Annotated in this window: 20 protein-coding genes; 6 read left to right on the top strand and 14 right to left on the bottom strand. The window is 62.6% G+C overall.

Going from position 1 to position 24,120, the window contains the following annotated elements; all coding sequences use genetic code 11:
- Nucleotides 1–168 precede the first annotated feature (168 nt).
- Nucleotides 169–582 carry an NUDIX hydrolase gene (locus R9B85_RS07075; RefSeq protein WP_112250584.1) on the top strand — a complete coding sequence of 138 codons (414 nt, stop codon included), beginning with the start codon at nt 169–171 and terminating at the stop codon, nt 580–582.
- Here R9B85_RS07075 and metR read toward each other — a convergent pair.
- A complete protein-coding gene (metR, locus tag R9B85_RS07070) occupies nt 566–1,483 on the bottom strand; it encodes a transcriptional regulator MetR (protein ID WP_003258025.1) in 918 nt (305 codons plus the stop codon). The two genes, R9B85_RS07075 and metR, sit on opposite strands and share 17 nt — an antisense overlap.
- Nucleotides 1,484–1,679: 196 nt before the next feature.
- Here metR and R9B85_RS07065 point away from each other — a divergent pair, with 196 nt between their 5' ends.
- Nucleotides 1,680–2,675 (top strand): alpha/beta fold hydrolase, encoded by a 996-nt coding sequence (locus R9B85_RS07065; RefSeq protein ID WP_112250586.1) that lies wholly within the window; start codon nt 1,680–1,682, stop codon nt 2,673–2,675.
- Between the two features lie 163 nt (nt 2,676–2,838).
- On the opposite strand, the gene R9B85_RS07060 is transcribed toward R9B85_RS07065, so the two are convergent.
- The 7 genes from R9B85_RS07060 to R9B85_RS07030 all read right to left on the bottom strand — a co-directional run bounded on the left by R9B85_RS07060 (nt 2,839) and on the right by R9B85_RS07030 (nt 9,712).
- Nucleotides 2,839–3,174 carry a GlpM family protein gene (locus R9B85_RS07060; protein WP_112250588.1) on the bottom strand — a complete coding sequence of 112 codons (336 nt, stop codon included), beginning with the start codon at nt 3,172–3,174 and terminating at the stop codon, nt 2,839–2,841.
- Between the two features lie 25 nt (nt 3,175–3,199).
- The gene (locus R9B85_RS07055; protein ID WP_112250589.1) at nt 3,200–4,528 is read right to left on the bottom strand and encodes a sigma-54-dependent transcriptional regulator; all 1,329 of its coding nucleotides are present in this window, start codon (nt 4,526–4,528) and stop codon (nt 3,200–3,202) included.
- Complete coding sequence (locus tag R9B85_RS07050; RefSeq protein ID WP_207877361.1) at nt 4,525–6,429, bottom strand: sensor histidine kinase; 1,905 nt, start codon at nt 6,427–6,429, stop codon at nt 4,525–4,527. The genes R9B85_RS07055 and R9B85_RS07050 overlap by 4 nt, the downstream gene beginning before the upstream one ends.
- A gap of 73 nt (nt 6,430–6,502) precedes the next feature.
- The gene (locus tag R9B85_RS07045) at nt 6,503–7,237 is read right to left on the bottom strand and encodes an amino acid ABC transporter ATP-binding protein (protein WP_003258023.1); all 735 of its coding nucleotides are present in this window, start codon (nt 7,235–7,237) and stop codon (nt 6,503–6,505) included.
- The gene (locus R9B85_RS07040; RefSeq protein WP_075046155.1) at nt 7,234–7,905 is read right to left on the bottom strand and encodes an amino acid ABC transporter permease; all 672 of its coding nucleotides are present in this window, start codon (nt 7,903–7,905) and stop codon (nt 7,234–7,236) included. The genes R9B85_RS07045 and R9B85_RS07040 overlap by 4 nt, the downstream gene beginning before the upstream one ends.
- Nucleotides 7,906–8,652 carry an amino acid ABC transporter permease gene (locus tag R9B85_RS07035; RefSeq protein ID WP_112250591.1) on the bottom strand — a complete coding sequence of 249 codons (747 nt, stop codon included), beginning with the start codon at nt 8,650–8,652 and terminating at the stop codon, nt 7,906–7,908.
- 142 nt (nt 8,653–8,794) lie between these two features.
- Nucleotides 8,795–9,712 (bottom strand): glutamate/aspartate ABC transporter substrate-binding protein, encoded by a 918-nt coding sequence (locus tag R9B85_RS07030; protein ID WP_112250592.1) that lies wholly within the window; start codon nt 9,710–9,712, stop codon nt 8,795–8,797.
- Nucleotides 9,713–10,053: 341 nt separating this feature from the next.
- Between R9B85_RS07030 and R9B85_RS07025 the strand changes: the two genes are divergently transcribed.
- Together R9B85_RS07025 and R9B85_RS07020 are read left to right on the top strand one after the other, a co-directional pair.
- Nucleotides 10,054–12,036: a dermonecrotic toxin domain-containing protein gene (locus R9B85_RS07025; protein WP_423770925.1), complete on the top strand. Its 1,983-nt coding sequence runs from the start codon at nt 10,054–10,056 to the stop codon at nt 12,034–12,036.
- On the top strand, nt 12,006–13,517 hold the full coding sequence (locus R9B85_RS07020) for an NEL-type E3 ubiquitin ligase domain-containing protein (RefSeq protein WP_258392793.1): 1,512 nt from the start codon (nt 12,006–12,008) through the stop codon (nt 13,515–13,517). Before R9B85_RS07025 ends, R9B85_RS07020 begins: the two co-directional genes overlap by 31 nt.
- Before the next feature lie 41 nt (nt 13,518–13,558).
- Here R9B85_RS07020 and glpD read toward each other — a convergent pair whose 3' ends face one another.
- The 4 genes from glpD to R9B85_RS07000 all read right to left on the bottom strand — a co-directional run bounded on the left by glpD (nt 13,559) and on the right by R9B85_RS07000 (nt 18,673).
- Nucleotides 13,559–15,097 carry a glycerol-3-phosphate dehydrogenase gene (gene glpD / locus R9B85_RS07015; protein WP_215520778.1) on the bottom strand — a complete coding sequence of 513 codons (1,539 nt, stop codon included), beginning with the start codon at nt 15,095–15,097 and terminating at the stop codon, nt 13,559–13,561.
- 173 nt (nt 15,098–15,270) lie between these two features.
- A complete protein-coding gene (gene glpR, locus R9B85_RS07010; protein ID WP_046614760.1) occupies nt 15,271–16,026 on the bottom strand; it encodes a DNA-binding transcriptional repressor GlpR in 756 nt (251 codons plus the stop codon).
- Between the two features lie 243 nt (nt 16,027–16,269).
- Entirely contained in the window at nt 16,270–17,769 is a 1,500-nt protein-coding gene (glpK, locus tag R9B85_RS07005) for a glycerol kinase GlpK (protein WP_423770924.1), read from the bottom strand.
- A 52-nt stretch (nt 17,770–17,821) separates the two neighbouring features.
- Nucleotides 17,822–18,673 (bottom strand): MIP/aquaporin family protein, encoded by an 852-nt coding sequence (locus R9B85_RS07000; protein WP_112250595.1) that lies wholly within the window; start codon nt 18,671–18,673, stop codon nt 17,822–17,824.
- A 302-nt stretch (nt 18,674–18,975) separates the two neighbouring features.
- On the opposite strand from R9B85_RS07000, the gene ybaK reads away from it, so the two are divergent.
- The gene (gene ybaK / locus R9B85_RS06995; RefSeq protein ID WP_105945838.1) at nt 18,976–19,446 is read left to right on the top strand and encodes a Cys-tRNA(Pro) deacylase; all 471 of its coding nucleotides are present in this window, start codon (nt 18,976–18,978) and stop codon (nt 19,444–19,446) included.
- 137 nt (nt 19,447–19,583) lie between these two features.
- Here ybaK and R9B85_RS06990 read toward each other — a convergent pair whose 3' ends face one another.
- Nucleotides 19,584–20,693 (bottom strand): ABC transporter ATP-binding protein, encoded by a 1,110-nt coding sequence (locus tag R9B85_RS06990; RefSeq protein ID WP_025340392.1) that lies wholly within the window; start codon nt 20,691–20,693, stop codon nt 19,584–19,586.
- Entirely contained in the window at nt 20,690–21,610 is a 921-nt protein-coding gene (gene argF, locus R9B85_RS06985; protein ID WP_112250596.1) for an ornithine carbamoyltransferase, read from the bottom strand. Before argF ends, R9B85_RS06990 begins: the two co-directional genes overlap by 4 nt.
- A 397-nt stretch (nt 21,611–22,007) precedes the next feature.
- Between argF and R9B85_RS06980 the strand changes: the two genes are divergently transcribed.
- Complete coding sequence (locus R9B85_RS06980) at nt 22,008–24,116, top strand: molybdopterin-dependent oxidoreductase (protein WP_112250597.1); 2,109 nt, start codon at nt 22,008–22,010, stop codon at nt 24,114–24,116.
- The last annotated feature ends 4 nt before the right edge of the window (nt 24,117–24,120 follow it).

The following is a 24,120-nucleotide window of genomic DNA, read 5'->3' as shown; positions in this document are numbered from 1 at the left end:
TTCGCGGGTAAACCCGCTCCCACAGGTACAGCGCCGCTCTCTGGCCCTGTGGGTGCACCTGTGGGAGCGGGCGCGCCCGCGAAGAGGCCGGCACAGGAAACACCGGCCTTGTCAGGCCAATGACCCCCATGGGATCCTCCCCGGCCATTGTTTCAGGTGAGCCCACCCATGCCCAACACCATCCGCATCGCCGCCGCCCTGTTGATCGACCCCCAAGGCCGCACCCTGCTGGTACGCAAACGCGGCACCCAGGCCTTCATGCAGCCCGGCGGCAAGATCGATGCTGGCGAAACCCCGGTGCAGGCGCTGGTGCGCGAGCTGCATGAGGAACTGGGCCTGCACATTGACCCGGCCCAGGCCGTGCACCTGGGCCAGTTCAGTGCCCCGGCCGCCAACGAGCCAGGCTTCGAGGTACAGGCCGAACTGTTTCGTGTCGACAGCGCCGCAGCCGTGCTGCCGGCCGCGGAGATAGAGGAGGTGGTGTGGCTGGCCGCTGACCAGGTACCCGCCATGCAGCTGGCGCCCCTGACCCGCGACCTGATCCTGCCGCTTTACCGCCAGGCCGTCAGCGCACCGCACTGACGCCATCGAGGGTGGCGAACGAGGTGTCCTTGGCCGTCAGCAGGAAGTCGCGCATGTATGGCGCATCGAGCATGTCGGTGCGCACGGCGGCATAAAGCGTGGCGAACAGGCCTTTCTCACCCAGGCGCTTGCCCTTCACATACCCGCGCGAACTGTACTCGTGCAGCGCCCAGTGCGGCATGCCGCACACGCCACGGCCGCTGGCCACCAGTTGCATCATCATCACCGTCAGCTCCGAGGTGCGCACGGCAGCGGGCTCGATGTCGGCCGGTTCCAGGAAGCGGGTGAAGATGTCCAGGCGGTCGCGCTCCACCGGGTAGGTGATCAGGGTCTGGTCGAGCAGGTCCTGCGGCACGATGTAGGGCTTGCTGGCCAACGGATGCTGGTTGGCCACCGCCAGCATCGCCTCGTAGGTGAACAGCGGCACGTAGGTGATGCCCGCCAGGTCCAGCGGGTCGGAAGTCACTACCAGGTCGAGGTCGCCGCGGGCCAAGGCCGGCAGTGGGGCGAAGGCAAAGCCGGAGGCCAGGTCCAGCTCCACCTCCGGCCAGGCGTCACGGAACTGGTCGATGGTCGGCATCAGCCATTGGAAACAACTGTGGCATTCGATGGCCATGTGCAGGCGCCCGGCGGTGCCGCCGGCCAGGCGCGCGATGTCACGTTCGGCGCCGCGCAGCAGCGGCAGGGTGGCATCGGCCAGCTGCAGCAGGCGCAAACCGGCACTGGTGAAGCGGATCGGCTTGGTCTTGCGCACGAACAGCGGCAGGCCCAGGCGTTCTTCCAGCTCCTTGAACTGGTGTGACAGCGCCGACTGGGTAAGGTGCAGGCGCTCGGCGGCCTCTACCAGGCTGTCGGCCTCGCGCAGGGCATGAAGGGTTTTCAGGTGACGGATCTCCAGCACAGCTGACTCCGGTGTGTGGACTTGAGGAAACAGGGAATGAGTTGAGTTTCCCTCATGTTGCCGTGCCTGTCGACTGGGCGTTCGGCCGCACCGCCTGGCGGGAGTCATCAAACTGTCACCGAACTGTGGCAGCGCGCCCGAACAGAATTCATCAGACTCGCGTTCTACTGGGGATCTGCATTCTGGTGTTTCTTTCATGCGGGCTTTTTGGCTTTTTCTTTTCTTTGTATTCGGCGTTCCTGCGGGTTTTGCTGAACAGCGTTGTGACGCCCACGTGCCGGTGCAGCGTGCCGAACTGGGCGCGGTCAGCCTGGTGTACCAGAGCGTCGGCGCGCCACGCGACCCGGTCTTGCTACTGGTGATGGGCCTGGGCGGGCAGTTGATTCACTGGCCGGACGATGTGGTCGAGGCGTTGTGCCGACAGGGCTTTCGGGTGATCCGCTATGACAACCGCGATGTCGGGCTGTCGCGCTGGAACCAGGTGCCGCCGTCGGCCAACCTGACGGTCGAACTGCTGCGCTACAAGCTGGGCCTGCCGATGGCGGCGCCGTACACGCTGACCGACATGGCGGATGATGGCGTGCACCTGATGGATGCATTGGGTGTGCGCCAGTTTCATGTATTGGGTGTGAGCATGGGCGGCATGATTGCTCAGCACCTGGCTGCAATGGCGCCCGAGCGGGTGCGCAGCCTGACCTTGGTCATGTCCAGTTCAGGGGCGGCGGGGCTGCCAGCGCCGGCCCCGGCGCTGGTGCAGTTGCTGGCCCGGCGCAGCGCACCGAACCGCGAAGTGGCCATCGAGCAACAGGCCGACCTGCTGGCTGCGCTGGGTAGCCCCGACGTGCGTGACGACCGTGCGGCGTTGCTGCAGCAGGCGGCGGTGGCCTATGACCGGGCGTTCAACCCTGACGGGGCCAAGCGCCAGATCATGGCGATACTGGCCGAGCCGAGCCGGGTTGAGCTATTGAACCAGCTGAGGGTGCCGACATTGGTGGTGCACGGCACGGCCGACCCTTTGTTGCCAGTCATGCATGGCGTGCATTTGGCGGCGCATATCCAGGGCAGCCAGCTGCGCTTGATACCGGGGTTGGCGCACCGCTTCCAGGAGCCGTTCAAGGCGCCGTTGCTGGGGGCGGTGTTGCCCTATCTGCAGGCACATCGGCAGGATGACACGCATATCGCAGGGCTTTGAACCGGCGCGCCTGCTTCCACAGGTGCAGTACAGGTTTAAGGTTTACGCGGTACCTGTGGGAGCGGCTTTAGCCGCGAACACCGGCAACGCCGGTGCCATACACCGCGCTGGATTCTTCGCGGGTGAACCCGCTCCCACAAAGGCCGGAGTCAGCCGGTCAGTCTCAGTGCATCCGCACCCACAAGGTCACTAGAACCGTCGCGGCCATCAGCCAGGCCACGGTGGCCAACGCCAGCGATACCTCCAGGCGCATGCGGTCGACCAGCACATACAAGGTCGCCAAGTACACGAAGTACGGAATGATCGCCCACATGCCGAACAGGATGGTGGTCTTCAGGTCGGCAATGCTGCGCCCCTTGCCGACTATGTAGTGGGCGATCAGGGCGAAGGTCGGGAACAGCGGCACCAGCCCGGCGATGTAGTAATTGCGCGTCTTCGACAGCACCGCCAGCAGCAATACCACACCAGCGCCCAGGGCCGCTTTGAATACCAGGTCCACGTTGTCTTTCCAGTTGGGATTGAGGTCAGCCGAGGCCGTATTTTTTCACTTTGTCGAACAGCGTGGTCTTGGCCATGCCCAGCTCCTGGCTGGCTTGGCTAAGGTTGCCGCCGGTACGTTGCAGGGCATCGCCGAGCAGGTTGCGCTCGAATGCTTCCACCGCCTCGGCAAAGCCCAAACCTTGGCTGGCACCACCGCTGGGGCCTTTCTTGAAAGCTGGCAGGCCGAGGGCATAGCGTTCGGCGACGTTGCGCAGTTCACGCACATTGCCCGGCCAGTCGTGGGCCATCAGGCGCGACAGGGTCTGGCTGTCCAATGCAGGTGTTTCACGGTCGAAGCGCAGGGCCGACTGCTGCAGGAAGTGCTCGAACAGCTGCAGGATATCTTCGCGGCGCTCGCGCAGCGGTGGCAGCTCCAGGGTTACCACGTTCAGCCGGTAATACAGGTCGCTGCGGAACTGGCCGCTCTGGCCCATGGCATCCAGGTCGGACTTGGTGGCGGCGATCACCCGGCAGTCCACCGCAATGCTCTGGTTCGAGCCCAGCCGCTCCAGAGTGCGCTCCTGCAGCACGCGCAACAGCTTGATCTGCAGGTTGATCGGCATGCTCTCCACTTCGTCGAGGAACAGCGTGCCGCCGTTGGCATGTTCGATCTTGCCGATGCGGCGTTTGCCGGCACCTGTGAAGGCGTTGGCCTCGTGGCCGAAAATCTCGCTTTCGAACAGGTTTTCCGGCAGGCCGCCACAGTTCAGCGCCACGAACGGTTGGCCCTGGCGGCGGCTGAAGTCGTGCAGGCAGCGGGCGACCAGTTCCTTGCCGGTACCGGTTTCGCCTTCGATCAGCACGTTGGCCGAGGTATCGGCGACGTTGGCGATCAGTTCGCGCAGGTGCTCCATGGCCGGCGAACGGCCAATGATGCGCCCCTCCAGGCTGCTCTGCTCGGCCAGCTGGCGGCGCAGGGCCACCACTTCGCGCGACAGCCCGCGCTGTTCGAGGGCACGGCGCACCACGTCGACCAGGCGCTCTGGGGAGAAGGGTTTTTCCATGAAGTCGTAGGCGCCATTGCGCATGGCGCCCACCGCCATGTCGATATCGCCGTGGCCGGTGATCAGCACCACCGGCAGACTGCGGTCGCGGGCCTTGAGGCGGTTGAGCAGCTCCAGGCCATCGATGCCCGGCAGGCGGATATCGCTGACGACGATGCCGGCGAAGTCGTCGCCGATGCGTTCCAGCGCCTGCTCGGCGCTGCCCACGCCTTCACAGGCGATGTCCTCCAGGGCCAGCGCCTGTTGGCAGCCGAGCAGCACATGCGGGTCGTCTTCGACGATCAGGACAGTAAGAGGCGCTTGGGTCATGGGTGCTCTGCCGATTCGCTAGGGGGGGAGGCCAGGGGCAGGGCCAGGACGAACGCCGTGCCGCCACTGGCGGGGTGCTCGACGTTGAGGCTGCCCTTGGCGGCGGCGGCAAGGCTCGCCGACAGGGTCAGGCCCAGGCCCAGGCCATGTTCGCCCGGTTTGGTGGTGAAGAAAGGTTCGAACAGGTGCTTGCGCGCCTCGGCGTCGATGCCATGGCCATTGTCGCGCACTTGCAAACGGTACTTGTCGCCCTGCAGCTCGCCTTCCAGCCACAGTTGCGGCAGCGGCTGGGCGGCCATGGCATCCAGGGCGTTGCCGATCAGGTTGACCAGGATCTGCTCCAACCGGGTCTGGTCGATCGCCAGCTGCTGGTCCTCGAACTGATTGTGCAACTGCAGGTGGCAGGCGCTGATGCGGTTGGCCAGCACCTGCAGGGTAGCGTCAACCGCCTTGGCAAGCGAGGCCTGGCCGCTGTCGTCAGCGCGCCGGGCGAACGAACGCAGGCTGGCGGTGATGCGACCCATGCGGTCGATCAGGTCGTTCATGGTGCGCAGGTTGGTGCTGGCGGTTTCCAGCGCCCCGCGTTCGAGGAAGCGTATGGTATTGCCGGACAACGTGCGCAGCGCGGCCAGCGGCTGATTCAGTTCGTGGGCAATGCTGGTGGACATCTGCCCGATGGCGGCCAGCTTGCCGGCCTGTACCAGTTCATCCTGGGCGTGGCGCAGGGTTTGTTCGGCATGCCGGCGCTCGCGAATCTGGCCCTTAAGACGCTCGTTGCTGGCACGCAGGTCGGCCGTGCGTTCGGTAATCCGTCGCTCCAGTTGGCTGTTGGCTTCCTGCAGGGCCTCGCGGGCTGCCAGGCGGGTGGCGATGACCTTGCGTCGTTCGTTCCAGGCGATACCGAGGATTGCCAGCAAGGCGAAGGCCACGCCCACCAGGACGCCCTGTACCATGGATTCGCGGCGCAGGTCCTGCAGCGGGGTCAGCAAGGTAAAATGCCAGGGCGTGTCGACCAGCCGCCGGGTCTGGGCCAGGTAGGCCATTTCGCGGGCCTTGCCCTGTGCGGTTTCGCTGTTGGCCGGGAAGGTCAGCTTTTCCACACCATCGGCCAGTGTTTCCCGGGCCAGGGGCTGCAGCTCGTTCAGCGGCCACCAGTAGTATTGCAGGCTACGGGCCAGGCGCTCCTTGATTTGCGGGGTCAGCGGGCGTACCGACTTCAGGCGCCGGGCCGGGTCGCTGGAGAGGATGATGATGCCGTTCTCGTCGCTGACGAACGCTTCCAGGCGCGCACGTTGCCAGCGCTCTTCCAGGGTATCCAGCCGCACTTTGATCACCGCCACGCCAATGACCTTGCCGTGTTCCTCCAGGCCATGCGCCAGGTAATAACCGGCCTCGCCAGTGGTGCTGCCGATACCGTAGAAACGCCCGGGTTCGCCGCGCACGGCGGTCTGGAAGTAGGCACGGAACGACAGGTCCTCGCCGAGGAACGAGTCGGCATCGCGCCAGTTGCTGGTGGCCTGGACCCGGCCATTGGTGTCGAGCACGAAGATGGCCCGGCTGCGGCTGCGCCGGTTCAGGCCTTCGAGGTATTCGTTGACGGCCTGCCGCGAGCCGCCGTCAGGGTCGGTGAGCAGGTGCGAGACGCTGTCTTCCAGCTCCAGCAGGCTCGGCAGGTAGGTGTACTTGCTGATTTCGCTCTCGACCGTGCGCGCGTGCAGCTCCAGCTGGCGCTCGCCGTTTTCGCTGAGGGCGCGGATACCGTTGCTCTCGCTGATCAGGTAGCCGGCCGTTCCCAGGCCGACCATCAGCAGGATGATCAGTGGCGGCAACAGCAATTGGCGGAGCAGGCGGGATTTCACGGCAGGCTTGGCAGGGAGAAGAAGCGAAGGATCGCATTTCATCACAGTGGCCTTGTCACGACCAGCGCCTGCTGCCCGAAAGGGCAGCGGCGCCGACCGCTTCAGTGAAGCAAAATCAGTGTTGCAGGATCTTGCTGAGGAAGTGCTGGGTACGCTCGTGGCGGGCGCTCGGGTTGCCAAAGAAGTCTTCCTTCTGGCAATCCTCGATGATGTTGCCCTTGTCCATGAAGATCACGCGGTTGGCCACCTTGCGGGCGAAGCCCATTTCGTGGGTCACGCACATCATGGTCATGCCTTCGTGGGCCAGTTCGACCATCACGTCCAGTACTTCGTTGACCATTTCCGGGTCCAGCGCCGAGGTCGGTTCGTCGAACAGCATGACGATCGGGTCCATCGACAGGGCGCGGGCAATGGCCACGCGCTGCTGCTGGCCGCCGGACAGCTGGCCGGGGTGCTTCTTGGCGTGGGCACCGAGGCCGACGCGGTCGAGCAGGGCCAGGCCCTTCTTGGTCGCTTCCGCTTCGCTGCGGCCAAGCACCTTGCGCTGGGCAATGGTCAGGTTCTCGGTGATGGACAGGTGCGGGAACAGCTCGAAGTGCTGAAACACCATGCCAACGCGCGAGCGCAGCTTGGGCAAGTTGGTCTTGGGGTCGGCGATCGAGGTGCCGTCGACCACGATGTCACCTTTCTGGAACGGCTCCAGGGCGTTGACGCACTTGATCAGGGTGGATTTGCCCGAGCCCGACGGGCCGCACACCACCACCACTTCACCCTTCTTGACCTCGGTGCTGCAGTCGGTCAGTACCTGGAAGTCCCCGTACCACTTGTTGACGTTCTTGATGGAAATCATACGGTGATCCTTTTTTGCAGGCGCTTGACCAGCCACGAAGCGGAGAAGCTGATGAGGAAGTACACGACACCGGCGAAGATCAGGAACTCATGGGAGCGCCCGATGATGTCGCCGTTGGAGCGTGCCGAGTTGAGAAAGTCCACCAGGCCCACGGTGTATACCAGCGAGGTGTCCTGGAACAGAATGATGCTCTGCTGCAACAGCAGCGGGGTCATCTTGCGGAAGGCCTGGGGCAGGATGATCAGGCGCATGGTCTGGCCGTAGGTCATGCCCAGGGCCTGGGCGGCGCCCATCTGGCCCTTGGAGATCGACTGCACGCCGGCGCGGACGATTTCGCAGAAGTACGCGGCCTCGAACATCATGAAGGCCACCACGCAGGAGGTGAAGGCACCCACCGGGGTGTCCTCGCCAGTGATCCAGCGCAGCACGAATGGTACCGCCAGGTAGAACCAGGTGATTACCAGCAGCAGCGGGATCGAGCGGAAGTAGTTGACGTAGGCGCCGGCCACGTTCGACAGCAGCTTGCTCGACGACAGGCGCATCAGGGCCAGGATGGTCCCCAGTACAATGCCGCCGACCACGCCCATGACCATCAGTTGCAGGGTCATGACCATGCCTTCCCACAGGGCGGGCAGGGCCGGGATGATTTCGCTGAAATCCATGTCCATTTATTTGCCCCCTACGGAAATCAGGCCGGGCACCGAGACTTTCTTCTCGACCATGCGCATCAGCAGCATCAGGCCCATGTTCAGGGTGAAGTAGATCAGCGTGGCCAGGGTGAAGGCCTCGAACAGGTTGGCCGAGAATTCGGCGGTCTGCTTGGTTTGTGCCAGCAGTTCCATCAGGCCGATCAGCGACGCCACCGACGAGTTCTTGAACACGTTCAGGAATTCCGAGGTGAGCGGCGGAATGATGATCCGGTAGGCCTGCGGCAGCAGCACGTTGGTGTAGATCTGCGACAGGCTGAAGCCCATGGCGCGGGCGGCGGCTTCCTGGCCGCGGGGCAGCGCCTGGATGCCGGTACGCACCTGTTCGCACACGCGGGCGGCGGTGAACAGGCCCAGGCAGATGACCACGCTGATCAGCGCCGAAGTGGTCGGGTTGAGGTCCTGCTTGAACCATTCCTGCAGGCCTTCGGGCAGCAGGTCCGGCACCAGGAAGTACCAGATGAACAGCTGCACCAGCAGCGGTACGTTGCGGAACAGCTCCACGTAGGCAGTGGCGATACCTGCTACCAGACGGTTCGGCACGGTACGCATGACACCGAGGACCGAGCCCAGCAGCAAGGCGATGATCCAGGCGGAAATGGCGATGGCGATGGTCCAGCCCAGGCCGGTGACGTACCAGTCCAGATAGGTTTCGCTGCCCACGCCGGTGGACTTGAAGAACACGCCCCAGTCCCAGTTGTAATTCATCGGGATTTCCCCTCAGACGATTGTTTCACGGGCACCTTCGAGCATCCGAGAGCGCTTGGCGCCCTCGGATGAAAGGTTAGACACTAATGAGTGGCCTGCAGTATTGATTGGTGCTGTTGAGCACCAGGCCACTATCTGAGAGTCAGGACTTCTTCTCGTCCGCAGCCTTGTCGGTCGGCTCGGCGATCAGTTTCTTCAGCTCGTCGCTCATCGGGAACTGCAGGTTCAGGCCCTTTGGCGGGATTGGCTGCTGGAACCACTTGTCGTAGCTCTTGTTGACTTCACCCGACTTGAAGTAGCCGACGATGGCGTCATCGACCGCTTTCTTGAAGGCCGCGTCATCCTTGCGCACCATGCAGCCGTAGATTTCGTACGACTGTGGGGTACCGGTGATGACCCAGTCCGCCGGCTTGCGAGCCTTGGCCATTTCACCGGCGAGCAGGGCGTCGTCCATCATGAAGGCCACGGCTCGGCCGCTTTCGAGCATGTTGAAGGCTTCACCGTGGTCCTTGGCGGAAATCACGTTCATCTTCATCTGCTTGTCGGCGTTCATCGCCTTGAGGATGCGTTCGGAGGTGGTACCAGCGGTGGTCACCACGTTCTTGCCGGCCAGGTCCGGGAAGTCCTTGTATGCTGGCTGACCGTCCTTGACCTTGGTCAGCAGGCGGGTACCGACTTCGAAGATACCGACCGAGAAGCCGACCTGCTGCTGGCGCTCGACGTTGTTGGTGGTGGAGCCGCACTCCAGGTCCACGGTGCCGTTCTGCACCAGCGGGATGCGGGTCTGCGAGGTGACGAGGTTGTAACGGACCTTGATGTCCGTGCCCAGCTGCTTCTTCAGGGCCTCGACGACGGCCAGCTGGATGTCATGCGAGTAACCCACGGGCTCGGGCTTGCCGGCCAGGTAGGAAAACGGGATGGAGGAGTCGCGGTGGCCCAGGGTGATGGTGCCCGAATCCTTGATCTTCTTCAGGGTGCCGGTCAGTTCTTCGGCCATGGCCGGCGAAGCGATCACAGCGGCCGCGATGGCGGCGCCCAGCAATTGACGAACGATGCGCATCAAATTTTCCTCGACGTGTTTGTTTTTTTTATGGAGCCGTTGGCGGACTCTTTCGTTCAACGAATACCGCTAGAAGCGAGTGCATTCGGCTACCAAGTGTAGAGCATGAGTCGTGCCAAGCTCTGATAACGATCATAACGCCGCGAAAATCCATGGGATTAATCTTTTTTGGCCTAGGTTTTACCGCTTTTTTCGAACGGGTTTCCGAATGAGTTGCTAGTTGCTGTTCGGGAATCCGAACGAAGGTGTCCGGGTGCCTGGCAGGCCGAGGGGCTTTATATACCGCCAGTACGCACCAGCAGCGTGGTGTCCTGAACCTTTCAGGTACGGAGAACACCAACATGGCAACTGCGCAAAGCATCCCCACGACCTCTATCGATCATCTGATCGCGCGGCAACTACCTGCTTGGCTGACAACTGCCGAAAAGCATCACATCAGCGCTTATCACCAGGCGCTGCGGGCGCAGCAACAAAGTGCAAATGACTTGAAGCACTTGCTTGGCAGCATCCCTGGCCTTGAAGACTTCGCCGCCCCGCTGCTGCAGCAGGCTTTGCTGGAGCAGGGGCTTGGTGATATCGACACACGACGGGCGTGCGTGGTCGTTTCCGAAGAATTTCCTCTCCCTTCGGCTGCGGAAAAGCTTTATCAGCCAAGGATCACGTATTCAACGCGGCAGAGCCTTCTTGCGGCCGCGCTGCATAATTTCGAAGAGCATGAAACCCTGCCATGGCTGATGCGCAAGGCCCATCTTGTCGACCCGAACGGGGTAAGGCTGGCCATGACGTATGAGGATTTTGCCAGGCTGACTCGCACGCTGGACATTGGCGGGCAGTATCAGTCGCTCCTGAAGCGGCTCCTGCACCCCAAGGCCGGTCGCAATCAACCTGAGCATCAGGCCGGAAGGCAGATAGAGCAGCTGTTCGAGAGCAGCGTGCGTACCCAGATGCAGGTTTCGCTTTATCAGGGACGGTTAAAGGGTGAACTGGACGAGCGGGATCTGCAGCGGCTGCAAAAGGTCTTCAAGTCGCCCTCACCGACATACCGGGGAGGTACGCTGACACCCAGCCAACTGTATCTGCTGGGCAAATGTATGGTCGGGGTTGTCGCCTTCGAATGGCGGCCTGCGCCGGATGCAGACATTGACGAAATCATTGTCTGGATTCCTGATGACCCAGAAAAAAGCCTGCGTTATTACGACTCATGGGATGAAGTGTACAGCGCTTTTTTCATTCGCCTGCAGCAGCAGTCTTTCCGTCGGTTCTTCGGCCGTTTCATCAAGGCGCAGGACAAAAGCCAGTTCGAGAAGAACCTGATGCGCTTGCTGGCCGCATCGGAGCCCGGCAAGCCAATGGAACTGGACGGACGAAATCGGCCTGTCGACGGCGACATGTTCGCTCATGTACGAGCCTTGCTGATGGCAAAAATATTCGATGACGCTTGCTACCTCGCTGTCCCGACGGGGGTTGAAGATCGAATGACCAGGCACAAGCGTTTGCAGGAAATGGCCAGCGCGGGTCTGGACCTGATGGGTATGGCAGCTTTCTTCGTGCCCGGGCTGGGCGAGCTGATGTTGGCCGTTGGCGCGGTGCAGCTGCTTGATGAGGTGTATGAGGGATATCAGGACTGGCAGTTGGGTGATCGTCAAGGGGCGCTGGACCATCTGTTTGCCGTTGCGCAGGGTCTGGTACTGGCAGGTGTGACCGCAGGGGCGGTCCACATAGCGAGGCGGCTACCTTTTGTCGATGGGTTGGCGCCAAAAGTAACGCCTGAGGGCGGTGTGAAGCTGGGTCGAGCGCCTCGTTATGCACCTGTTGAAGAGCAGGTGTTGGCGTTGCTCGATCAACTGCAAGGAGAGCACTTTGCCGATACCTTGTCGGATGATGCCAGCTTAATGCTCGAAGTTACCGGCATTCAACTTGCTCAGTTGCGGCGCTTGAGCCTGGAAGATGCAGCCCCTCCGGCGCGGTTGCTGGACATCCATGAGCGCATCGAGCTGGGCCGACGGTATCCAGCCCTCACCGGCACTGCGTTCGAGGACGAACTGCAAACGCTGAGTGAAACGCCTTCGGATGACGGGAAGCAATTGATGGAGGCATTCAAGGGCCTGTCGCCCAGAGGGGCTCAGGAAATTCTGGATCACAGCAGTGCTTCCCTTCTGGAAACACTTCGCGCCAGTAACTCACCGAGCTGCGTGAGGCATTGCGACAATGGCAGGCCGGCTGGCGGACACCGATCGATGCCATCCGTCGTCGCCGTGTTGCGGACACACTGCGGCGCAGTTGGCGACGCAAGTTGGTCGATAGCAACGATCAGTACGAACTGACCATCGAAGGCGAGCAGGTAGGGGCGTTGCCGACCTTGCCGGCAGGTGTGGATTTTGTGCATGTGCGCCGTCTGGCTTTGCGCAATATGCAGCTGCCGGCCATCGACGCCCAGTTCCTCAGCCTGTTCCCGAACCTTGTCGATCTCGACCTGAGCGGTAATCAGCTTGTCCAGGTGCCGGACGGAATCGAGCGCCTGACCCAGCTCAGAAGGGTGGACCTGGGCAACAACCGTATCGTCATGGACGAGACGGGCAGCCAGCGCCTGGCCCAGTTACGCCGCCTTGATACGTTGATATTGAGCTACAACCCGCTCAATGGCATGCCGGACCTCTCCGCCTTGCCGCATGTTCGCGATGTGCGGTTACGCTCTACCGGGCAGGTGGATATCCGCCAGGTCCATGAAAACGTGACGTTGCGCGCCCATATCGATTTGCGTGACAACAGGATCAGCGAGTTGCAACGGGAAATGCGCGGCCTGCGCTTGCGTCTTCAGCGCCTGAACCTTCATGACAACCCGTTGACGGAAAGCAGTGTGCAATATCTGGACGAAGCACGTGGTTTCAACGACGCGGCTGCCAGAGGCAGTGCAGCTTATACCCATGAGGTGGTCGATGAGCAGACCCGGGCTAACTGGGTCATGTCCAGGAGCGATCTGCTCAGGAGTCAGCGGGAAGCTACCTGGGATCGCCTGACTGAAGAGCCTGGTTCGGGTGGGTTGTTCAGGTTCCTGGCCGACTTTGCCGAAAGTGAGGATTTCGAATCCCACCCGCGCTATTTCCGTCGCCGCATATGGCGCATCCTTGATGCCTGCGAAAACAACGAAGCATTACGTGAGTTATTGTTCCGCGAAGCCGATGCGCCGCGCAGTTGCGAGGACCGCCTGTTGCTGATGCTCAACCAGCTGGAAGTCGGCATCCTGGCCTACCGGGGTATCGAGGGGATACCCACTGAGCTGAGGGCGAATCGGTTGTTGCGTCTGGGGCGGCAATTGCACCGCCTGGACTTGCTGGACGAGATCGCCAACAGGCATGTACAGCGGTTGCGCCAGGAGGGCTTGCGCAGGGTCGATGAAATCGAGGTGCGGTTGTACTACCGCTCGCGGCTAGCGGGAGCACTCGACTTGCCGGTACCGCCCGATGAAATGCACTTTGCCTCATTCGCCAATGTGACCATGGCCGACCTGAGCCATGCGGAACTTGAGGTACTGCGTTCCAGGACCCCGGTTGCCATGTTGGACGCACTTGTCGAACGCCCCTTCTGGCAGAGCTACCTGCGCGAAACTTTCCCGGAGCGTTTCGAGGTGCTGGGCGCGCCGTACCATGATCGCCTGGAGGTACTCGAAGAACAGGCCAGGGCTGGCCAGGAACACGAGTATGACGAGCGAGCACGGTCCCTGATGCAGCAGCACGCTGCAGAAGAGTCGAACTTGATGCGCATCCTGACCACCGAAGTGTGGGCGCGCTCGCGCTATGCAACCTAGTGTAAACCGCCCCGCGCCTGAAGGCTGCGAGGCGGCACCGATCAGGCCGCTTGGATGCGTGCCTGATCTTGTCCGCGTTGTTGCAGATACTCCCTGAGTACTTGCTGTTCGCTGGCGCTGGTGAACAGCCCCAGCTTGGTGCGGCGCCAGAGAATGTCTTCGGCGTCGCATGCCCATTCTTCGTTGCACAGGTAGTCCACTTCGCGGCTGAACAAGCCACCGCCAATCGACTGGCCGAGATCTTCAGGCCCATGCACGCCATCCAGCAGGCGCCAGACGCGGCTGCCGTAGGTGACTGCCCAGCGTTTGGCGATGTCTACCGGCAACCAGCAACAGCGCGCCAGGATGGCGTCGACCAGGGCATGGACGGTGGTCATGTTTTCACCTCCGGGGAGCGCGGCCTCAGCTGTCCAGCTGCCTCGCATCTGGTTAAAGAACGGCTTCAGCTCGCCCATGGCCGACTCGGCCAGCTTGCGGTAGGTGGTCAGCTTGCCGCCGAATACCGACAGCAAGGGTGCCTGGCCTTCGCCTGCGGACAACGCCAAGGTGTAGTCGCGAGTGACCGCGGAGGGGTTGTCCGACTCATCGTTGCACAGCGGGCGAACGCCTGAGTAGGTGTGCAGGATATCGCTGCGGCTCAACTGGTGATTGAAGTGCTGGTTCACTACATTCAGCAGGTAGTCGGTTTCCTGCTCGGTGATCGCCACCTTGGCCGGGTCGCCGCTGTATTCGCGGTCGGTGGTGCCGATCAGGGTGAAGCGGTCGAGGTAGGGGATGCAGAAAACGATGCGCTGGTCTTCGTTCTGCAGGATGTAGGCATGTTCGCCTTCGTACAGGCGCGGCACGATGATGTGGCTGCCCTGGATCAGGCGGATGCCGTAAGGCGCGTCGAGTTTGAGGTCGTCCTTGATGAAGCTGGCGACCCAGGGGCCGGCGGCGTTGACCAGGGCGCGGGCGCGAATGCTCTGCAAGCTGCCGTCGGCATGCTGCAGTTCAACCTGCCACAGGCCATCTGAACGCTCGGCGCGCAGGCAGCGGGTACGGGTACGAATCTGCGCGCCATGTTCGCGGGCAGCCATGGCGTTGAGCACTACCAGGCGAGCGTCGTCCACGGCACAGTCGGCGTACTCGAAGCCGCGGGTGATCGCCGGCTTGAGCGGGTAGCCCGGGCCGAAGCGCAGGCTGCGCGAGGCGCCCAGGCGCTTGCGCTTGCCCAGGTGGTCATACAGGAACAGGCCGGCGCGGATCATCCAGGCCGGGCGCAGGTGCGGGCGGTGCGGCAGCACGAAGCGCATTGGTTTGACGATATGCGGGGCCTTGGCCAGCAGCACTTCGCGCTCGGCCAGCGCTTCACGCACCAGGCGGAACTCGTAGTGCTCCAGGTAGCGCAGGCCGCCGTGGATCAGTTTGCTGCTGGCCGACGAGGTGTGCCGGGCCAGGTCGTCCTTTTCGCAGAGAAATACCTTGAGGCCACGCCCGGCGGCGTCGGCAGCGATGCCCACGCCATTGATGCCGCCGCCGATCACGACGAGGTCATAGCAGTCGGCGACTGGGGGCTGGGACGAAACGGGCTGGGACACGGGCAAGGCCTCCTGGGGCTGTTCACATCGAATATGAACATTGATGTTCGTTTTCGAAAATACTAGCGCAACAGAAAGCCGGTCGCCAGTCAGTCTTTATAGAAAAAACTGATCAGATGACAATAAAGTGAACATTTACGAAAATGGCGGGCCGCTTACAGCCCGCTGGCGGCTCAAACTACTTCGAGGCGTATCTTGTATTGGTTCAGCAGCTGGGTGAGGGCTGGTGTTGGCGCCTGGTCGGTCACCAGGCAGTCGACCAGGCTGATCGAGCCCATGCGCACCATGGCGTTGCGCCCGAACTTGCTGGAGTCGGCAGCAAGGATCACTTGTCGGGCATTGGCGATGATCGCCTGGGACACCCGCACTTCCTGGTAGTCGAAATCGAGCAGGCTGCCATCTTCATCGATGCCGCTGATGCCCACCAGGGCGAAGTCGACCTTGAACTGGTTGATGAAGTCGACACTGGCCTGGCCGACAACGCCGCCATCACGGCGCACCGTGCCACCCGCCACCAGCACTTCGAAATCGTCCTTGGCGGCAAGGATCGCGGCCACATGCAGGTTGTTGGTGATGACCTTCAGGTGGTTGTGGTTGAGCAGCGCCCGGGCGATGGATTCGGTGGTGGTGCCGATATTGATGAACAGCGAGGCATGGTCGGGAATCTGCCGGGCCACGGCTTCGGCGATGCGTTGCTTTTCGTCACGCATCTGGTCGGCGCGCATGGCGTAGGCGGTGTTCTCGATGCTCGAGTCGTAGGCCGCGCCCCCGTGGTAGCGACGTAGCAGGTTGAGCTCGGCCAACTGGTTGATATCACGGCGGATGGTTTGCGGTGTAACGACGAACAGCTGCGCCATTTCTTCGATACTGACGTAACCGCGTTCGCGCACCAGTTCGAGGATTTGTTGTTGGCGAGGGGGCAGATTCATGGGCGGTCCTTTGGGGCTGCCGGACAAATGCTGCAATGATGCCGTAGGACGGGGATTACGACCAGTAGACTAACAGGCCCGTTGCTTCACGCGGTCCTTGCTGCGGCGCTCGTCATGCACAAAACCCAAAAGCTGTACTGGTCCCTGTGGGAGCGGCTTCAGCCGCGAACACCGGCGTAGCCGGTGCCATCTTCGCGGGTAAACCCGCTCCCACAGGGTTTGGGCAAGCTTTCGCGCCGGGCATCAGGCCTCGTGATCTTCCCAGTCACGGGTACGGTCCACTGCCTTCCTCCAGCCGGCATACAGCTTCTCTTTCTGCGTTTCATCCAGCTGCGGGCTGAACTCGCGCTCGATGATCGCCTTGTCGCGCAGTTCGTCCAGGCCGCTCCAGAAACCGCAGGCCAGGCCTGCCAGGTAGGCCGCACCCAGCGCCGTGGTTTCGCGCATCTTCGGCCGCTCCACGCAGGTGCCCAGGATGTCGGCCTGGAACTGCATGAGGAAGTTGTTAGCCACCGCACCGCCGTCCACGCGCAGCTCGGACAGGCGTTGCCCGCAGTCCTGCTGCATGGCGTCGAGCACATCGCGGGTCTGGAAGGCGATCGATTCCAGTGCGGCGCGGATGATGTGGTCCACCTTCACGCCACGGGTCAGGCCGAACAGTGCGCCACGGGCATACGGGTCCCAGTACGGTGCACCCAGGCCGGTGAAGGCGGGCACCAGGTATACGCCGTTGCTGTCCTTGACCTTGCTGGCGAAGTATTCGGTATCCAGTGCGTCGTTGACGATCTTCAGTTCGTCACGCAGCCACTGCACGGTGGAACCACCGTTGAACACCGCGCCCTCCAGCGCGTAAGCCACTTCGCCTCGGGGGCCGCAGGCAATGGTGGTGAGCAGGCCATGGGACGATTTCACCGCCTGATCGCCGGTGTTCATCAGCAGGAAGCAGCCGGTGCCATAGGTGTTCTTGGCCTGGCCCGGCTCCACGCACATCTGGCCGAAGAGTGCCGACTGCTGGTCACCGGCGATACCGGCAATGGCGATGCCGCTCTTGGTGTGGCCGTATACCTCGGAAGAAGGGCGTACCTCGGGCAGCATCTGCCGTGGGATACCGAGGATTTCCAGAAGCTTGTCGTCCCATTGCAGGCTGTGGATGTTGAACATCAGCGTGCGCGAGGCGTTGGTGTAGTCGGTGACATGTACCTTGCCACCGGAGAACTTCCAGATCAGCCAGGTATCGATGGTGCCGAACAGCAGTTCGCCGCGCTCGGCGCGTTCGCGGGCACCCTCGACATTGTCGAGGATCCACTTCAGCTTGGTGCCGGAGAAGTACGGGTCGGTGACCAGGCCAGTGGCTTCGCGAATGTAGTCTTCATGGCCGTCGCGCTTGAGCTGCGCGCAGATTTCGGTGCTGCGGCGGCACTGCCAGACGATGGCGTTGTACACCGGACGGCCGGTTTCCTTGTCCCACACCACGGTAGTTTCACGCTGGTTGGTGATACCCAGTGCCGCGACTTGGGCATGGCTGATGCCCGCCTGGGCCAGGGCCTCGACCATGGTCGCGCTCTGCGTGGCGAAGATTTCCATCGGGTCGTGCTCGACCCAGCCCGCCTGCGGGTAATGCTGGGCGAACTCGCGCTGGGAGGTGCCCACCACATTGGCGTCGCGGTCGAAAATGATGGCCCGCGAACTGGTGGTGCCCTGGTCCAGGGCGATGATGTAGTTCTTATCCTGGGTGTCTGTCATGGTCGTAGGCCTTGCGAAAATAGGGGGGTCAGGGCTGGGCGTGATGCCGGCGTCAATTGACTTGAGTATCGCCCTGGCGATTGTCATTTGTCTCAGGGTTCACAGCGGCTGCCATTGGCAGGTTGCGGGCGATCAAGCCGCGATAGGTCGCGGCGCCCAGGCAGGCGCCAAGGATCGGTGCGAACACTGGAACCAGGAAATAAGGCATGTCCCGACCGCCAGTGAAGGCGATTTCGCCCCAACCGGCCAGGAAGGTCATGAGTTTTGGCCCGAAATCGCGTGCCGGGTTCATGGCAAAGCCGGTCAACGGGCCCATGGCGCTGCCGATCACGGCGATCAGCAGGCCGATCAGCAGTGGGGCCATGGCGCCGCGCGGCAGACCGTTGTTGTCGTCGGTCAAGGCCATGATCACGGCCATCAGGATGGCGGTGATGATCACTTCGACCAGGAACGCCTGGCCGGTGGATAACGATGGGTGCGGGTAGGTGGAGAACACCGAGGCCAGCTCCAGGCTGGCTTCGCTACCGCGCAACATGGCATGGGCCTGTTCGAAATCGAAGAACAGGTTGCTGTACAGCGTATAGACCAATGCTGCGCCACAGAACGCGCCGCACACCTGGGCCAGCATGTAGAAGGGCAGCTTGCGCTTGTCGAAGCCGGCGAACAGGGTGAGGGCGATGCTCACCGCCGGGTTCAGGTGCGCGCCGGAAATCCCGGCGGTCAGGTAGATCGCCATGCTGACGCCCACGCCCCAGATGATGCTGATTTCCCACAGGCCGAAGCTGGCGCCCGCGACCTTGAGCGCGGCGACGCAGCCGGTACCGAAGAAGATGAGCAGTGCAGTGCCGAGGAACTCGGCCAGGCATTGGCTGGAAAGCGCAGGTTGGCGTAGAGCAGTCGTCATGTATGACCTCGTTTTTTTTGTTGTGAGGCGCGTGGCGCTCGACAGCAAAGCCCGGAGTCTATCCCCGTTGACCCCAGGCAGATGTAGGAATTGCACCTTAAAAGTGCACCATTTATTCAGAAACGAAAAAATATAGACAAGAAACGCTGATGTCAAAGGTCGAAAGTGAACGGTCGGTCACGATCTGGATGCTGATTTCAGGTGCGGATCCGCGTACTAGAGGCGCGCAATTGCGGTGCGCTGGCTGCGGTGTGGGAATTGTCCTAAAGTAGCCGCCGAGCTGTCCCGACCGGAGCCCCTGCATGACCCCCGCCCTAGACCTGTTGAAGAAACACCGTGCCGAGCACCGTGTGCACAGTTACGAACATGACCCAAAATCGGCGTCATATGGCCTTGAGGCGGCGGAAAAGCTCGGTCTCGACCCGCAGCAGGTATTCAAGACCTTGCTGGCGAGCAGCGAGAAGGGAGAATTGCTGGTGGCGGTGGTGCCCGTGGTGGGTACGCTGGACCTCAAGGCCCTGGCCCATGCCGCGGGCGTGAAGAAGTGCGAGATGGCCGACCCGGCGGCGGCACAGCGGGCCACGGGATATCTGGTAGGGGGGATCAGCCCACTGGGGCAGAAGAAGCGCCTGCGCACCTTCATCGATGACTCGGCGCAGAACTTTGCAACCATCCATGTCAGCGCCGGGCGGCGTGGCTTGGAAGTGGAATTGGCGGCCGTAGTGCTGGCCGAGCACACCCAGGGCAAGTTTGCCGGGATCGGTAGAGGCTGAGAATCTTGGGGCTGCTTTGCAGTCCATCGCCGGCAAGCCAGCTCCCACAGGTACAGCGTTGCCTTCAGGGCATGTGGTGATTCTGTGGGAGCTGGCTTGCCGGCGAAAGGGCCGCAAAGCGGCCCCAAAATTTCGAATCAGGTCGCCGAGCTGTACCGGCGCACGCCGTTCTCCTGCCGCGGCAACTGCGCCGCCACGCTGCCCGGGACCGGGAACAGCACCAGGTGATCGGCCTTGACCGCAATTCCCACATCCTCACCGACCTGATGGTCGTTATGGCTAGGGAAGATCGCCTCCAGCTGGCTGCCGGTCGGCAACTGCAGGCGGTACAGGGTCGATGCTCCAAGGAAGCTCTTGCCGACGATGTTCGCCTGCAGTGCGCTGCCCGGTGCGTGGACGATATCGTCAGGGCGCAGCAGCACATCCACCGAGCTGCCCGGCGCCATGATGTAGGCACGGTTGCCGCGCAATTCACCCAGCTCGGTATTGACCGCCTCGTGGCTGATCATCTGCCCACGGATGAAATACCCCTGGCCAATGAAGCTGGCCACGAATGGCGTCTGCGGCTCGTGGTAAAGATTGTAGGGTGTATCCCATTGTTCCAGGCGGCCTTCCTTGAACACGCCGACCTGGTCGCTGACGGCAAAGGCCTCTTCCTGGTCATGGGTCACCAGGATGGCGCTGGTGCCGCGGCTCTTGAGAATGTCGCGAACCTCATGGCTCAGGCGCCGGCGCAGTTCCACGTCGAGGTTGGAGAATGGCTCGTCGAGCAGCAGCAGTTGCGGCTCCGGTGCCAGTGCACGGGCCAGGGCGACCCGTTGCTGTTGGCCGCCGGACAGTTCATGCGGGTAGCGCCCGCCCAGGCCGCCCAGCTTGACCAGCTCGAGCATCTCTTCGATGACCTCGGCCTGGCGCGGGTGCTTGGCGATGCCGAAGGCAATGTTCTGCGCCACGGTCAGGTGCGGGAACAGCGCGTAATCCTGGAACACCATGCCGATGCGGCGCTTTTCCGGGGCCAGGGTGAAGCCGGCCCGGGAAATGACCTCGCCGGCCAGCTGGATCTCGCCGTCGTGCACGGGTTCGAAACCGGCGATGGCGCGCAGGGTAGTGGTTTTGCCGCAACCGGATGAACCCAGCAGGCAACCGATGTCGCCTGCGTTCAGGTGCAGATTGAGGTTCTGGACGATGCGCTGGTCGCCATAGCCGCAGGCGAGGTTGCGCAGGTTGAGCAGTAGGGGTTGACTCATGCGTGGTGGTAAGCCGGTTCTACAAGGAATTCGAGAAGGGCCTTCTGTGCATGCAGGCGGTTTTCAGCCTGGTCCCAGGCGACCGAACGTGGGTCGTCGAGCAGGTCATGGCTGATTTCCTCACCACGGTGGGCTGGCAGACAGTGCATGAACAGGGCGTCGGGTGCCGCCAGGTCGAGCAGTTCGCGGGTGACCTGGTAAGGCGCGAAATGCGCCAGGCGCCGTGCAGTTTCCTCCTCCTGGCCCATGGAAGTCCAGACATCCGTGGTCACCAGATGGGCGCCGCGCACGGCTTCCTTCGGGTCACGCACGATCTGCACGTGCTCACCACCAATGGCCATGAAGCGTGGGTCCGGCTCGTAGCCTTCCGGGCAGGCGATGCGCAGCTGGAAGTCGAACTGCCTGGCTGCCTCGATGTACGAGTTGCACATGTTGAAGCCATCACCGATCCAGGCGACGGTCTTGCCCTGGATCGAGCCGCGATGTTCGAGGAAGGTCTGCATGTCGGCCAGCAGCTGGCATGGGTGCGACTCGTCGGACAGCGCGTTGATCACCGGCACACGCGAATTGGCGGCGAATTCGGTCAGGGTGCTGTGGGCGTGGGTACGGATCATCACCACATCGAGCATGCTCGACAGCACGATGGCGCTGTCGCCGATCGGCTCGCCACGGCCCAGCTGGGTGTCGCGCGGGGACAGGAAGATGGCCTGGCCGCCGAGCTGGATCATGCCGGCCTCGAACGACACGCGGGTACGGGTCGAGGACTTCTCGAAGATCATGCCCAGCACGCGGTTCTTCAGGGGCTCGAACAGCACGCCTCGCTTGCGCAGGTCCTTCAGCTCGATGCCGCGGCGGATCACACCGAGCAATTCGTCGGTGGTGAAGTCCAGCAGGGAGAGAAAGTGCCTAGCGCTCATGATTGACTACCTTATCTGCAACTGTATGCAGGTCGACCGTATGGTTTTTTTTGACAACGGGAGTGACCTGCGGCGTAAGCCGCACGGGGGCGGACGAAATAGGGAAAGGCGCAATACTATAAGTAAATGTCGCCTGAAGCCAAGAGGGGAAACAGCTGCCCAGTATCAAAGGGTGTTGCAAAGGGTGTCTTTACCCGACGGGCAGTGCTGTTTTTTATTTGCTACAGAGGGTTGTACACGGCTTGCCGGCAATTTGGCAAATGGCTGTCGCAAATCGTGTGCCTGATGTCGGTGGATTCACGCCACGAAGCGCGCTGGCCGGTGGCCGGTGCTGGGCGCATAGTCGATGTTCGACAACCCTCTACACATCCTCCATAACAACAAGGCAGAGGCGGCCATGACCAAGACCCTGCATCACCGTGCCTGTCACCTGTGCGAAGCGATCTGTGGGCTGAACATCGAAGTCAGCCATGACGTCGACGGGCGGGCGCTGATCAGTTCGATCAAGGGCGACCCCCAGGACCCGTTCAGCCGTGGCCATGTCTGCCCAAAGGCCGTGGCTTTGCAGGACATCCAGAATGACCCCGACCGCCTGCGCCAACCGCACAAGCGGGTGGGCGAGCATTGGCAGGCCATCGGCTGGGACGAAGCCTTTGCCCTGGCCGCCGACAGGCTGTGGGCGATCCAGCGGGCCCGTGGGCGCAATGCCGTGGCGGTGTACCAAGGCAACCCGAGCGTGCACAACTACGGCCTGATGACCCACAGCAACTACTTCCTGGGCCTGTTGAAAACCCGCAACCGCTTCTCTGCCACCTCGGTGGACCAGTTGCCGCAGCACCTGGTCAGCCACCTGATGTACGGCCATGGCCTGCTGCTGCCGATCCCGGACATCGACCAGACCGGTTTCATGCTGATCCTTGGCGGCAACCCGCTGGCATCCAACGGCAGCATCATGACCGTGCCGGACGTGGAAAAACGACTGAAAGCCCTGCAGGCCCGGGGTGGGCGCCTGGTGGTGGTGGACCCGCGACGCAGCGAAACAGCGGCGATGGCCGACAGTCACCTGTTCATTCGCCCTGGAGGGGATGCGGCCTTGTTGTGTGGCTTGCTCAATACCCTGTTCGCTGAAGGCCTGGCGCGCGGCTCGCACTTGCCGGTCGCCGGCCTGCAGCAGGTGCGCGAAGCGATCGCGCCGTTCAGCGCGGAGGCCATGAGTGGGCACTGTGGCATTGCCGCGACAGACATCCGCCAGCTGGCACGGGACTTCGCCGCGGCCGACAGGGCGGTGTGCTACGGCCGCATGGGGGTTTCGACCCAAGCCTACGGCACCCTTTGCCACTGGCTGGTGCAACTGATCAACCTGGTGACCGGCAACCTTGACCGTGAAGGCGGCGCGTTGTGCACCGAGCCTGCCGTCGACCTGGTGGCGACCACCTCGGGTGGCCATTTCAACGCTTGGCAGAGCCGGGTGTCGGGCTTGCCCGAGTACGGCGGCGAACTGCCCGTGGCGGCCTTGGCCGAGGAAATGCTCACACCCGGCGAAGGGCAGGTGCGCGCGCTGGTGACGGTGGCCGGCAACCCGGTGCTGTCCACGCCGAACGGCCGCCAGCTGGATGTGGCGCTGGAGGGGTTGGAATTCATGCTCAGCATCGACCTGTACATCAACGAAACCACCCGCCATGCCGATCTGATCCTGCCCTCCACCTCGGCGCTGGAAAACGACCATTACGACAGCACGTTCAACTTGCTGGCCGTGCGCAACGTGACACGCTTCAATCGGGCGATCCTGGCCAAGCCCGAAGGCGCATTGCATGACTGGGAGATTTTCGTCGGGCTGGCCCAAGCGTTCGCCAAACGCGCCGAGCTGGAATTGAAGCCGACCTGGGCTCCAGCGCAGATGATCGACCTGGCCTTGCGCAAGGGGCGCTATGGTGAAGCGACGCCCTGGCAGTTGTCGCTGGCAGCGCTGGACAAGCACCCGCATGGCCTCGACCTTGGGCCATTGCGTGCCAATCTCGCTGCACGCCTGACGACTGCCAGCAAGGCAGTCGAAGCGGCGCCCCAGGTACTGCTGGACGACCTCGGCCGGCTGGCGCAACAAGCCCCTCCGGCGCCGGGCGAGCTGCTGCTGATCGGCCGTCGTCATGTACGCAGCAACAATTCGTGGATGCACAATTTTCATCGGCTGGTGAAAGGCAAACCGCGACATCAGTTGTTGATGCACCCGCAGGACCTGCAGCAGCGGCAGCTGCAGGACGGCCAGCGGGTTCGTATCCGCTCGCGTACCGGGGACCTTGAAGTCGAGGTGCAGGCCTGCGAGGACATGATGCCGGGTGTGGTCAGCCTGCCTCATGGCTTCGGTCACTCTCGTCAGGGCGTGCACATGCAGATCGCCCAGGCGCAACCTGGCGTGAGCGCCAACGACCTCACCGATGAGCGCCTGCGTGACCAGGTTTCCGGCAATGCGGCCCTCAATGGCGTACCCGTGCAGGTAGAGGCCGCGTAAGGAA

Source organism: Pseudomonas sp. NLJ1 (assembly GCF_049486705.1).
GTDB classification, from domain to species: domain Bacteria; phylum Pseudomonadota; class Gammaproteobacteria; order Pseudomonadales; family Pseudomonadaceae; genus Aquipseudomonas; species Aquipseudomonas inefficax.
Note: the sequence above shows the minus strand (reverse complement) of the source record. Positions and strands in the feature narration are given on the sequence as shown.

Coding starts and splice junctions, on each gene's coding strand:
- R9B85_RS07075 (WP_112250584.1), top strand. CDS start 169: ATGCCCAACACCATCCGCATCGCCGCCGCCCTGTTGATCGACCCCCAA.
- R9B85_RS07025 (WP_423770925.1), top strand. CDS start 10,054: ATGGCAACTGCGCAAAGCATCCCCACGACCTCTATCGATCATCTGATC.
- R9B85_RS07035 (WP_112250591.1), bottom strand. CDS start 8,652: ATGAATTACAACTGGGACTGGGGCGTGTTCTTCAAGTCCACCGGCGTG.
- R9B85_RS07065 (WP_112250586.1), top strand. CDS start 1,680: ATGCGGGCTTTTTGGCTTTTTCTTTTCTTTGTATTCGGCGTTCCTGCG.
- R9B85_RS07040 (WP_075046155.1), bottom strand. CDS start 7,905: ATGGACATGGATTTCAGCGAAATCATCCCGGCCCTGCCCGCCCTGTGG.
- R9B85_RS07000 (WP_112250595.1), bottom strand. CDS start 18,673: ATGACGACTGCTCTACGCCAACCTGCGCTTTCCAGCCAATGCCTGGCC.
- R9B85_RS07030 (WP_112250592.1), bottom strand. CDS start 9,712: ATGCGCATCGTTCGTCAATTGCTGGGCGCCGCCATCGCGGCCGCTGTG.
- glpR (WP_046614760.1), bottom strand. CDS start 16,026: ATGAATCTGCCCCCTCGCCAACAACAAATCCTCGAACTGGTGCGCGAA.
- R9B85_RS06980 (WP_112250597.1), top strand. CDS start 22,008: ATGACCAAGACCCTGCATCACCGTGCCTGTCACCTGTGCGAAGCGATC.
- R9B85_RS06990 (WP_025340392.1), bottom strand. CDS start 20,693: ATGAGTCAACCCCTACTGCTCAACCTGCGCAACCTCGCCTGCGGCTAT.
- R9B85_RS07055 (WP_112250589.1), bottom strand. CDS start 4,528: ATGACCCAAGCGCCTCTTACTGTCCTGATCGTCGAAGACGACCCGCAT.
- glpK (WP_423770924.1), bottom strand. CDS start 17,769: ATGACAGACACCCAGGATAAGAACTACATCATCGCCCTGGACCAGGGC.
- ybaK (WP_105945838.1), top strand. CDS start 18,976: ATGACCCCCGCCCTAGACCTGTTGAAGAAACACCGTGCCGAGCACCGT.
- R9B85_RS07050 (WP_207877361.1), bottom strand. CDS start 6,429: ATGAAATGCGATCCTTCGCTTCTTCTCCCTGCCAAGCCTGCCGTGAAA.
- R9B85_RS07045 (WP_003258023.1), bottom strand. CDS start 7,237: ATGATTTCCATCAAGAACGTCAACAAGTGGTACGGGGACTTCCAGGTA.
- argF (WP_112250596.1), bottom strand. CDS start 21,610: ATGAGCGCTAGGCACTTTCTCTCCCTGCTGGACTTCACCACCGACGAA.